Below are 11,811 nucleotides of genomic sequence, written 5' to 3'. Positions count from 1 at the left end.
GATCTAGTCTGATGGAAGGTGGCGCAAAAGCTACAATCGCTCAAAATAAGTTTATTGAATCCCAGGCAGGAGAAATTCTCTATGAAATGGCGCGTTATCCTTGAACCAGATCTAGAAACTGGAGATTGGGCAGTTTGGTGTCCAGAGTTACCTGGATGTGCTTCAGCAGGCGAGACAGAACAAGAAGCTTTAGAGAATATTCGAGAGGCTATAGAGCTTTACCTGCAAACTGCTCCAATTCAATTAGCTCCAAATGCAATTTCGCGAGAGGTAACCGTTTAAGCCAGTCTTTCTATAATTTTTCTATTGACTTAGGTTTACTGCACTTTTCTGGCTAATCCATACCAATTCTTAGGCAAGTTCTGTAGCTAACTTACTCTATGAATGGATAGACCTTTATTTATCTATTTCCAGGAAATCCAGAAAATGTCCAAGCGTATTCGCCGCATGAAAGCTAGGGATATAGAAAAGCTTCTAAGCCAGTATGGTTTTGAATTCATTTCTCAGAAAGGAAGCCATCGCAAATGGCGAAACCCCAGTTCTGGATTACAGGTTATCGTGCCTGATCATAGTGGGCGAGATCTACCAATTGGAACCCTTCGTAGTATTCTACAGGGTGCAGAAATCCCCAAAGAGGAATGGCAGGGCTAGAAGTATTTGCGAACGCTTGTGAAAAAGACTCAATGGTACAACGGGCAAAAAATTGCGCAAGATCAAGCACTGCCCATCAGCTTTAACAATCTAGGGTTAAAGTTTGGGGCGACGGTATTCACGACGTTGCGGGTTTATCGTCATTCTTTAGACCATCCCCTAACGCAGTGGTTCGCCCATTGCGATCGCCTCAAAAATTCTCTTTATCAATTTAACTGGCAAGAACCCAACTGGGCACAGGTGCGCCAAGGAGCCGAAACGCTTAAAGCTATCTATCCGGTTTTGCGAGTAACAATTTTTCCGGATGGGCAAGAGTGGATTACGGGGCGCGAACTACCGCCCGATTTGAGCGATCGCCAGCAAAAAGGTACCACGGCCTGGGTTGCCCCTGCCCACTATCAGCGATCGCTCCCCACCCACAAAACCGGAAATTACCTGGCTTGCTGGCTAGCACTACAAGAAGCCCAACGGCAAGGCGCAACAGCGGCAATTTTGACCAATCTTGATGATAGCTGGCTGGAAACTAGCACAGGCAACCTCTGGGGATGGCAAGCAGGCTGTTGGTGGACGCCGCCGCTCGCGGCTGGCATTTTGCCAGGAATTGTGCGATCGCGTTTGGTTAAGCATTTACAAACCTGCCAAATTCCTGTCCAGGAAACGCCATGGACGCCTGAGCTAAGAAAACGGTTTACGGCGATCGCCTACAGCAACAGCGTCACAGAAATTATTCCCCTACGCACAATTTTAATGAGAGAGACTAGACTGGAATACAACCCTTGCCACTCGGCTTTAACAGACCTGCGATCGCTGTTTGAGCAGGGGGGATAAATCTCAATTTCTGAAATTGAGTTAACATTAATTAATATCTAAGCGATTAAAACGAACAGAGTACTCGCAGCAAACGATAAAAAGAGTTCTCGCCGACAACGATTTAGGAGGCTAAACCCCGGTGAATAAGCGGTGGAGAAATGCAGGGCTATATGCACTTTTGATTGTGGTTGTCATTGCTTTGGCGACAGCAGTTTTTGACAACGGCGCTCGCCAAGAAACCCAGTCATGGCGCTACAGCCGATTTATTGATGCCGTTGAGAGCAACCGCATTGAACGCGTCAGCCTCAGTGCTGATCGGACGCGGGCACAGTTTACAGCTCCCGACGGTAGCGGACGGGTAACGGTCAACCTGCCCAACGATCCCGATTTGATCGGCATTTTGGAGAACAATAATGTCGATATTATGGTTCTTCCCCAAAGTGACGACAGTGTATGGGTACGGGTATTCAGCACGCTGCTGATTCCAGTCCTGTTGCTGGTTGTTCTATTTTTTGTCTTACGTCGGGCACAAAGCGGCCCCGGTAGCCAAGCCATGAACTTTGGTAAGTCAAAGGCGCGGGTGCAGATGGAGCCACAGACACAAGTTACCTTTGGCGATGTTGCCGGAATTGAACAGGCTAAGCTCGAACTGACTGAAGTAGTTGACTTCCTCAAAAATGCGGACCGCTTCACGGCAGTGGGAGCCAAAATTCCTAAAGGCGTTTTGCTAGTCGGCCCACCTGGAACAGGTAAAACCCTGCTGGCAAAAGCAGTTGCCGGGGAAGCAGGCGTCCCTTTCTTCTCCATCTCAGGTTCTGAGTTTGTAGAAATGTTCGTTGGGGTTGGCGCTTCTCGCGTGCGCGACCTGTTCGAGCAGGCTAAGTCCAATGCACCTTGCATCGTCTTTATCGATGAGATTGACGCTGTCGGTCGTCAACGGGGAGCGGGCTTAGGCGGTGGTAATGATGAGCGCGAACAAACCCTGAACCAGCTTCTAACTGAGATGGACGGGTTTGAGGGCAATACTGGCATTATCATCATTGCCGCGACAAACCGTCCTGATGTGCTAGATGCTGCACTGCTGCGGCCAGGACGTTTCGATCGCCAGGTAGTTGTTGATCGGCCTGACTATGCCGGACGCTTGGAAATTCTCAAAGTACATGCTCGCGGCAAAACCTTTGCCAAAGACGTGGATTTAGACAAAATTGCCCGTCGTACGCCTGGTTTTACAGGGGCTGACCTGTCTAACTTGCTAAACGAGGCCGCTATTCTGGCCGCGCGGCGCAACCTGACCGAAATTTCAATGGATGAAGTCAACGATGCGATCGATCGCGTTTTGGCTGGCCCAGAGAAAAAAGATCGGGTTATGAGCGAAAAGCGCAAGCAGCTAGTGGCTTATCACGAAGCAGGCCATGCTTTGGTTGGCGCTTTAATGCCTGACTATGACCCGGTGCAGAAAATCAGCATTATTCCGCGTGGTCGCGCCGGTGGGTTAACCTGGTTCACCCCTAGTGAAGATCGGATGGAGTCGGGTTTGTATTCTCGCTCTTATCTGCAAAATCAGATGGCGGTTGCCTTGGGCGGGCGTCTGGCTGAAGAAATTATCTTCGGGGAAGAAGAAGTAACGACAGGGGCTTCTAATGACCTGCAGCAAGTCGCTAGGGTAGCGCGTCAAATGGTCACCCGCTTTGGCATGAGCGATCGCTTAGGCCCAGTAGCCCTAGGTCGTCAGCAAGGCAATATGTTCTTGGGTCGCGACATTGCTTCCGAGCGCGATTTTTCCGAAGAGACGGCAGCCGCGATTGATGCCGAAGTGCGTCAGCTAGTCGATCAAGCCTACACTCGCGCTAAGCAAGTGCTGACTGAAAACCGCTCTATTTTAGATAAGCTGGCTGACATGCTGGTGGAAAAAGAGACGGTAGATGCTGAAGAACTTCAGTCTCTATTGGCTGAAAGCGATGTTCGCATGGCAGCGATCGCTTAACGGCGGATAGCACTCAATTTGCTTGCTCAAACGCTCAGGTTGCTAACAGGCAATCTGAGCGTTTTGAGTGTGTAAGCGCCGAGGGCGACCTCAAATTCCTCCGGGCAAGGCTTTATCGTCGTCGCCGGGTTGAAAATCCTTCCGGTAGCAAAGCTCCCTCCAAACGGGCATCCCTTAGCTTCGCATCGTGCAAATTGGCTCCCCGCAGGTCAGCTCCTCGCAAATCGGCATCTTTAAAGTCAGCCTGACTCAAATTAGCATTGCGCAAGTCAGCGCCCCGTAGATCGGCGTCCTTAAATTTTGCCTTTCTGAGATAGGCACTGCGTAGATCCGCCTGCCGCAGATCGGCCTGCTTAAATTTGGCATCGCTAAAGTTAGAGCCAGCCAACTGAGCACAGCTCAAATCGGCAGCATCAAACTTCGCCTTTTCGCCATAGACACTTTGCAAATTGGCCTGATGCAGCACCGAACGCTTAAAATCAGCTTTGGTCAAATTAGCGCCATAGAAATTGGCATAGCTGAGGTCGCTGCGGCCAAACTTAGCTTTTTCCAAATTGCGGCGACTAAAATTGTGGTTGCGCAGGCTGCTGTGGCTGTAGTCATCGTTGCGAGGGGCGCGATCGTAACGGTTGTTTGCCGTTTCAGCAGGCGTGCCCGGATACTGAGCCAAGGCGCAGCTAACTGACTGCGGCTCAATGACGATCACGGTAGCAGGCGTCAGATAAGTCAAAAACAATTGACGGATCTCATAAGCCGTTTCTACCGCATAAAACTCAGTTGTGGTGATGCGAGTGATTTCACTATAGCGGTAAGTTTCGCGCCATTCTAAGCGCTGATCTCGACGACTTTGGGCGTCGTAGCGCACTTGAGCCACAAATTCTAAGTCAAGATCTCTGAGATCAAACTCGCCAAACTCTTCCCGCAGGCTGGTAATGGAAACCACCTCGGCAGGCAGCACCCATTGTCCCGCTTCATTGGTGATCAGCCGGGCTCCTCGGTTGCTATAGAGCAAACGCCGCTCTCCTTGGTAGTGTCCGTAGATTTGGTAGACGGCGTTGGCGTAGGTTGTTGTCGGTTTTTCAAAAATCTCAACCTGCAACACAAACGCTTCTACACTTTGATCGAATTCGTCAATCAGTTGCACTGAGCGCAATACCGCCTCCCAGCCGTCTTGAGTCTCAGCCTCAATGTCTTCAACCTCTTCCGGGTCACTGACACTTTGGGCATAAAGCGGTACCGTCAAGCTCCCCAAGCAGAGCGTAGCGGCCAAGAGCGCCGCCGATATTTTTTGCCAACGAGCGATCGCGCCCATAGGCAGCATTAAATGAGACTGAGGTTTCATGTTTGTTTGCTCCAATGACATGGTGTGGCTAGGCTTTTCAAAGTCGAAAAGCCTTGTCATCAGGTAGCTTGACAAGGCTCAGCTAAAACGAGTTCCGCCAAACAGCCCCCCGTGTGGAAGAAGCAAAATTGACACACTAACCATTGACAAATTCTTTGAGCAATCAATTTGACTGAGAAGGCGTTGTTCTCGTCTTGGTCAGCTATCGCTAAAAGCAGAAGACAGGCTTTTTTGTCAGCGGCTTTCAGCGGCTATCTTTAACCTAACGCTGGCCTAATGACGAAGCTGTGGCGTTCAGCAGAACCCGACCGCTGGCTGCAATACAAAGACTCGCTGCCAAAAATGCGCCGCCGCCTGCGATCGCAGCTATTGCAGGAGTCATTGTTTCCGGCTGATTACCAATCACGCCAAACAAGCTAGAAGCCACTGCGCCGCCGCTAAAATATAGGCCAGTTCCTAAGCCTGCCTTGTCCGCAGGCACCAAAGACAGAGCAAACGGAATTGTTCCGTTAGACACCAGGCTAAAGGCAGCACCAAAAATCACCGCGATCGCCACTGCCAGCAGTCCCCCCTGAATCAACCCCACCAAACCGCACAGAATCGCCATTACGATCAGACCCAAAACCATACTGCGACGATTCCCTAGCTTTAGCGTCAACTTACCTGCCGGAATCGCCGTCACCGCTAACGCCACAAAAATCAGACCCACAACTACCTTCACCATCGGCCCCGGCAGTTGCAGCGCCAAAATGCTGGGAAAACTACTCAGCAGCAGCCGAAATCCCAGCGTAATGCCCACCCCCGCCAGAAAAATTAGCCCCAGCCCCGGCAGCGACAAATCGCCCCAGCGGCTAGCCAAAGCGAGGGAACTGGCTTCTGCCGCGATCGCTTGATCTGGGCCTGCCTGCCGCAACACCGCCGCTGCTGCAATCATCACCACCGAGCCAATTGTAAAAGCCACCGCAGGCCCCAAACTGAGAATAAAGTTACCTGCCAGTGGCCCCATTGCCCCAGCTACCCCCCCCACCAGCGTTAAAATACTGGCGGCCTGGGGCAGTTGAGTAGCAAAGGCATAACGACCCAGCAGCGATAACGCCGGACTGCGAAAAATCGTCATTGCCAACGCCCAAGCGACCAAAGCTACAGGCAAAAGACCGCGCAGACCAGCCCCCCCCAAAATAAACACCGTCGGAATGGCAATAAAACAAACTGACGCCAAAATAATGCCCAAAGCAATCAGCGGAAAACGGCTCCCTACCCACTGCTGAGCGCGATCGCCGAGACTGCCCATTAACGGCTCCATCACTGCCGCCAGCAGATTTTCTATAATTAACAAAACTGTTGCCAGCCCTCGGGGAAAGCCAAACCCAGTGAGCAAGTCTAATAAATAAAGGTTGTAGATCACCCAGGTAAGGGCGATCGCCCCTTGCACCGCAGCCAGCCCCCATACCTGCCGCCATAAAACTGCTTGATCCGAAATCCGCTTCGCCTGCATCAGCTTGCCTCACAACTTCGCACTGCCAAACTAGCCGAAATTACCCTGCTCTGTCTGGAGACGATAAAAAAACGTTAGACCCAACGCTAGACTTCCGTCTCAGGATGGCGTAGATGATAATAGAAACTTGACGACAACGTCTTTCCTTAGCTCGCCAATTTTCAATCAACACCATGCCCAGCGCTTTTCTCGATCGCCTTCATAGCCCAGAGCGTCCTGTGATTGTCTTTGATGGGGCGACGGGTACCTCTTTGCAAGCCCAAAACCTGACGGCTGCCGACTTTGGCGGGCCAGAATATGAAGGCTGTAATGAATATTTGGTTGAAACCAAACCAGAAGCCGTTGAGCAAGTGCATCGGGGCTTTTTAGCCGTCGGGGCTGACGTGATTGAAACCGACACCTTTGGCGGCACCTCCATCGTCTTGGCCGAATACGACCTGGCCGACAAAGCCTATGAACTGAATAAAAAAGCGGCTGAAATTGCCAAACGGGTAGCCGCCGAATACACCACCCCAGAAAAACCGAGATTTGTGGCAGGTTCAATGGGGCCAGGAACCAAACTCCCCACCCTGGGCCATATTGATTTCGACACGCTAAAGAATGCCTATGTCGAGCAGGTAGAAGGGCTTTACGACGGTGGTGTAGACCTGTTGATTGTGGAAACCTGCCAAGATGTCTTGCAGATCAAGGCCGCACTCAACGCCATTGAAGCAGTGTTTGAGAAAAAAGGCGATCGCCTGCCGATTATGGTTTCAATCACGATGGAAGTGATGGGGACAATGCTAGTCGGCACCGAAATTAGCGCTGCCCTAACGATTTTAGAACCCTACCACATTGACATTTTGGGGCTAAATTGCGCCACAGGCCCCGACAAAATGAAAGAGCATATTAAGTATCTTTCAGCGCATTCGCCTTTTATCGTTTCTTGCATTCCCAATGCCGGACTGCCCGAAAACGTGGGTGGCCAAGCCCACTACCGCCTAACGCCAATGGAACTGCGGATGGCGCTGATGCACTTTGTCGAAGATTTGGGTGTGCAAGTGATCGGTGGCTGCTGCGGCACCCGTCCGGATCACATTCAGCAGCTAGCAGAGATGACCCACGACCTCAAGCCAAAAGCGCGAACCATTGGCGATCGCCTGTCGCTGCCTCCCTACACAGGGCTAGACTACACCCCTGCTGCCGCCTCAATCTATAGTCCCCAACCCTACGAACAAGACAATTCTTTTTTAATTGTGGGCGAACGGCTCAACGCCAGCGGCTCCAAAAAGTGCCGCGAAATGCTCAACGCTGAAGACTGGGACGGTCTGGTTTCTCTGGCAAAGTCTCAAGTGCGCGAAGGTGCCCACATTCTCGATGTCAACGTTGATTATGTGGGTCGTGACGGTGAGCGCGATATGCACGAACTCGCCTCTCGCCTGGTAAACAACGTTACGCTGCCGCTGATGCTGGATTCTACCGAGTGGCAAAAGATGGAAGCCGGACTCAAGGTGGCCGGGGGCAAGTGTATTCTCAACTCCACCAACTACGAAGACGGCGAAGAGCGCTTCTTTAAAGTGCTAGAACTGGCTAAAAAATATGGCGCAGGTATCGTCGTCGGCACCATTGATGAAGACGGCATGGCACGTAGTGCTGAGCAAAAATTTGCGATCGCCCAACGCGCCTATCGCGACGCCGTTGAGTATGGCATTCCCCCCTACGAGATTTTCTTTGACCCGCTGGCCTTGCCTATTTCCACAGGCATTGAAGAAGACCGAATAAACGGTAAAGCCACCGTTGAAGCCATTCATCAAATTCGCCAAGATCTCCCTGGCTGTCACATTTTACTAGGCGTCTCTAACATCTCCTTCGGCCTCAACGCCGCCGCCCGAATTACGCTTAACTCTGTCTTTCTCCACGAAGCAATGGCGGCGGGCATGGACGCGGCGATCGTCAGCGCTGCCAAAATCTTGCCTTTGGCCAAAATTGAGCCGGAGCATCAACAAGTCTGCCAAGACTTAATCTACGATCGCCGTCGCTTTAACGGTGAAGTCTGCACCTACGACCCGCTGACCACGCTCACTACCCTATTTGAAGGGAAGCAAGCTAAGCAGCTTCGCACCAGCACCGAAGATCTGCCCTTAGAAGAAAAACTTAAACGTCACATTATCGACGGCGAACGCATTGGCCTAGAAGAAGTCCTAGAAGAAGCCCGTCAGAAATATCCGCCGCTGGATATCATCAACATTTTCTTGCTTGACGGCATGAAGGTAGTCGGCGATCTGTTTGGCTCCGGCCAAATGCAGCTCCCTTTTGTCTTGCAATCGGCGCAAACCATGAAGGCCGCTGTAGCCCACCTAGAACCTTACATGGACAAAGAAGATAGCAGCAGCGCCAAAGGCACCGTCGTCATTGCCACCGTCAAAGGCGATGTGCATGACATTGGCAAAAATTTAGTCGATATTATCCTGTCAAATAACGGCTACAAGGTAGTGAATCTGGGCATCAAGCAGCCCGTTGACAACATCATCGCCGCCTATCAAGAACACCAAGCCGACTGCATTGCCATGAGTGGCTTGCTGGTAAAATCCACTGCCTTTATGAAAGACAACTTGCAAACTTTCAACGAAGCAGGCATCACCGTTCCGGTGATTCTCGGTGGGGCGGCTCTCACGCCTAAGTTTGTTTACGAAGACTGCCAAAAGACCTATCGCGGTCAGGTGGTCTACGGTAAAGACGCTTTCTCTGACCTGCACTTCATGGATCAGCTGATGCCTGCGAAGGCGGCAGGACAGTGGGATGATTTGCAAGGGTTTTTGGGAGAAGGTAATAGGGACGCGGGGACGCAGGGACGCGGGGACGCAGGGACAGGGGGACGCAGGGATGCGGAGAGGACTGCAGCAGAGGCTGCTACGCTGCCAAGCTCCCAAGCCTCTGCCCCCCTCGACACTCGCCGCTCTGAGGCGGTCGATCCGGCTATCTCTCGGCCTACACCGCCTTTTTGGGGAACAAAGGTATTGACTCCAGCAGAGATTTCACTGGAGGAGGTGTTTGGCTATCTAGACCTGCAAGCGCTATTTGCAGGGCAATGGCAGTTTCGTAAACCCAAGGAGCAGTCGCGGGAAGAATACGACGCCTTTTTGCAAGAGACGGTACAGCCGATTTTAGCTGGCTGGCAGCGGCGATCGCTTAGCGAAAACCTACTACATCCTCAGGTGGTCTACGGCTATTTTCCCTGTCTGGCAGAAGGTAATTCTTTGCATATCTATGATCCAGATATCGCTGTAGCGGCAAAAGCTGCTTCTCCCCCACGATTGCCAGAACCGATCGCTACGTTTACCTTCCCTCGGCAAAAATCGATGCGACGGCTGTGCATTGCCGATTTCTTTTTGCCTAAAGAAATGGCTCAGCCTGGGCAGTTTGATGTTTTCCCCATGCAAGCTGTCACCGTGGGCGAAGTGGCGACTGAGTTTGCCCAAAAGCTGTTTGCCGCTGATCAATACACCGACTACCTCTACTACCACGGTCTTGCGGTTCAAACGGCAGAGGCATTAGCCGAGTGGACGCATGTTCGCATCCGCCAAGAACTGGGCTATGGTGGGCTAGAGCCTGACACTTTGCGCGATATCTTGCAACAGCGCTACCAAGGCTCACGCTATAGCTTTGGCTATCCTGCCTGCCCCAACATTCAAGACCAGTTTGTACAGCTAGATCTGCTGCAAGTTGATCGCATTGGTATGTATATGGACGAAAGCGAACAGCTTTACCCTGAGCAATCTACCACCGCGATCGTGGCCTATCATCCTACTGCGAAATACTTTAGCGCCTGATTCTGGCACTCGTAGGAGTGGTTTTCGTGACCGCAATTTGACTGATTGGGTTGATCAAATGCTGCTCAACGCTCACCCTGACCATCAGATGGACTGAGGTAGGCAGACTTTGCAGGCAGACAGCCCTACCGCCTTCTGTACAAATTTTCGATCAAATGTATAAATTGCGTCATAATTCTGACTTTGGGCTAGATGAAAAGCATCAGCCAAATCTAAGCCCTGTTCATGCCATTGCAGAACCTGCGCGATTAAAACTCCATTCGAGAGCTGAACATTCGCTAAGCCAAAGAGGTTCCTTAACGCTGAGCAAATCTCTCTAGGTGCAAAGTTATAAGCAAATCGTAAAACCCAATCGGGTTCAAGAATGACTGTGTCCGGGATGAAAATATCGTTGGCACTAAAGAGAGCGAGGCTTTTCTCGTATTGCACCTCATCATCTTGAGTCAAAAGTCGAACAACAACGTTGGTATCAACTGCGATCATGCCACTGCTCTAGAACACCTTGGCGAATCGCATCGTCTAATTCGTCTAAACTCTTGGCGCTGCCTGAATACTTCAAGCATCCTGCAACCTGCGCTAAGCTCGTCTCCTGAAAAGGCTTTTTAGGCTTTAACAAAATACCGTCCCCCATCTCGATCGCAATGAATTCTTGCCCCACTTGCCAGTTATGAGCAGTTCGCAAAGTTTCAGGAATGAAAACTTGACCCTTGCTTGACAAACGAGTAACTTCCATTAAGTTCGGTAGTGTAAGTAAGCCTAAAGAATTTTAGCACTAGCGATCGCAAAGCCACCGATAAACCATTAGCTATTTCCAATTCTCCCGTCGCATCAGGGGGTTGATAAACTCGTTTAGCCCTTCTCCTAGTAGCGACAGCCCCGTCACCATTAGCGTCAACGCTAACCCCGGAAACAGCGCTGTCCACCAGATGCCCGTAGGCAACGCATCAAGCGCTTGGCGAATATCTGCCCCCCACTCTGGGGTTTGTTCTGGTAAACCCAGACCCAAAAAGCCCAAGCCGCCCAAAATCAGCACTGCGTCCGCCGCGTTGAGGGTAAACAGCACAGGTACGCTCTGGACAACATTTAAAAATAGATAGCGACTCAATACAGTCCAGGTTGAAGCGCCCATTGCCTGAGCCGCTTCGATAAACAGTTCGGTTTTGACGCTAACTGTATGGTTGCGCACCACCCGGTAATACTGCGGAATGTAGGCAATGCTGAGGGCGATCGCCGCATTCACCACACCACGCCCTACCACAAAGGCTAACGTTACTGAGAGCAACAGCCCTGGCAGCGTATAGATTGTGTCCATAAAGAACAGCAACCCGCGATCGAGCCGTCCGCCCAGGTAGCCGCTCAACATGCCCAAAGGCACCCCCACCACCACACTCATCAAGGTGGCTAACACCACCACCTGCCACGCCGCCCGCGTGCCAAACAGCGTCCGCGAGAAAATATCGTAGCCCTGCCGACTGGTACCAAACCAATACTCGGCTGAAGGCGGCTGGTGAATAGGGTTTTCAATCGCGGCCATAGGGTCTTGTAAGAGACCCCACGATTGCAGTAGCGGTGCAAACACAGCAGCCAGCACAAAAAACAAAGTGATAGCTAACCCCATCCACATAAAAGCGATCGAAATAGTCAGCTTTCGCTGGGGGGTCAGCCAGCGCAAAAACGACCGCGACTGCGTTGCCATAGTATCTTCATCCAAGCTGTCCGA

At 51.4% G+C, this 11,811-nt stretch carries 10 protein-coding genes; 5 read left to right on the top strand and 5 right to left on the bottom strand.

The features are described 5' to 3' along the window. Positions 1-81 precede the first annotated feature (81 nt). The 4 genes from ACTS3T_RS22705 to ftsH3 all read left to right on the top strand — a co-directional run bounded on the left by ACTS3T_RS22705 (position 82) and on the right by ftsH3 (position 3,445). Positions 82-282, top strand: a complete 201-nt coding sequence (locus ACTS3T_RS22705) for a type II toxin-antitoxin system HicB family antitoxin (protein ID WP_462935796.1) — start codon at positions 82-84, stop codon at positions 280-282. 144 nt (positions 283-426) lie between these two features. Then, positions 427-651 carry a type II toxin-antitoxin system HicA family toxin gene (locus tag ACTS3T_RS22700; RefSeq protein ID WP_462935805.1) on the top strand — a complete coding sequence of 75 codons (225 nt, stop codon included), beginning with the start codon at positions 427-429 and terminating at the stop codon, positions 649-651. Positions 652-669: 18 nt separating this feature from the next. Further along, a complete protein-coding gene (locus ACTS3T_RS22695; protein WP_462935795.1) occupies positions 670-1,479 on the top strand; it encodes an aminotransferase class IV in 810 nt (269 codons plus the stop codon). 121 nt (positions 1,480-1,600) lie between these two features. Next, positions 1,601-3,445 (top strand): ATP-dependent zinc metalloprotease FtsH3, encoded by a 1,845-nt coding sequence (ftsH3, locus tag ACTS3T_RS22690; RefSeq protein ID WP_377962912.1) that lies wholly within the window; start codon positions 1,601-1,603, stop codon positions 3,443-3,445. 112 nt (positions 3,446-3,557) lie between these two features. Here the strand turns inward: ftsH3 and ACTS3T_RS22685 are convergent, their stop codons facing one another. Together ACTS3T_RS22685 and ACTS3T_RS22680 are read right to left on the bottom strand one after the other, a co-directional pair. Further along, positions 3,558-4,787 carry a pentapeptide repeat-containing protein gene (locus ACTS3T_RS22685; RefSeq protein ID WP_377962914.1) on the bottom strand — a complete coding sequence of 410 codons (1,230 nt, stop codon included), beginning with the start codon at positions 4,785-4,787 and terminating at the stop codon, positions 3,558-3,560. Between the two features lie 262 nt (positions 4,788-5,049). After that, positions 5,050-6,282 (bottom strand): MFS transporter, encoded by a 1,233-nt coding sequence (locus ACTS3T_RS22680; protein WP_377962916.1) that lies wholly within the window; start codon positions 6,280-6,282, stop codon positions 5,050-5,052. Positions 6,283-6,455: 173 nt separating this feature from the next. Here ACTS3T_RS22680 and metH point away from each other — a divergent pair, with 173 nt between their 5' ends. After that, on the top strand, positions 6,456-10,091 hold the full coding sequence (gene metH / locus ACTS3T_RS22675) for a methionine synthase (protein WP_377962918.1): 3,636 nt from the start codon (positions 6,456-6,458) through the stop codon (positions 10,089-10,091). Between the two features lie 84 nt (positions 10,092-10,175). Here metH and ACTS3T_RS22670 read toward each other — a convergent pair whose 3' ends face one another. From ACTS3T_RS22670 to ACTS3T_RS22660, 3 genes are all read right to left on the bottom strand, one after another. Beyond that, a complete protein-coding gene (locus ACTS3T_RS22670; protein WP_377962920.1) occupies positions 10,176-10,574 on the bottom strand; it encodes a type II toxin-antitoxin system VapC family toxin in 399 nt (132 codons plus the stop codon). Further along, positions 10,561-10,824 carry an AbrB/MazE/SpoVT family DNA-binding domain-containing protein gene (locus tag ACTS3T_RS22665; protein WP_377962922.1) on the bottom strand — a complete coding sequence of 88 codons (264 nt, stop codon included), beginning with the start codon at positions 10,822-10,824 and terminating at the stop codon, positions 10,561-10,563. Before ACTS3T_RS22665 ends, ACTS3T_RS22670 begins: the two co-directional genes overlap by 14 nt. 72 nt (positions 10,825-10,896) lie before the next feature. Beyond that, the gene (locus ACTS3T_RS22660; RefSeq protein ID WP_377962924.1) at positions 10,897-11,787 is read right to left on the bottom strand and encodes an ABC transporter permease; all 891 of its coding nucleotides are present in this window, start codon (positions 11,785-11,787) and stop codon (positions 10,897-10,899) included. Positions 11,788-11,811 lie beyond the last annotated feature (24 nt).

The organism is Almyronema sp. (assembly GCF_052168255.1).
GTDB classification, from domain to species: domain Bacteria; phylum Cyanobacteriota; class Cyanobacteriia; order Phormidesmidales; family Phormidesmidaceae; genus Sphaerothrix; species Sphaerothrix epifaneia.
This window is presented reverse-complemented; position numbering and strand designations above follow the sequence as displayed.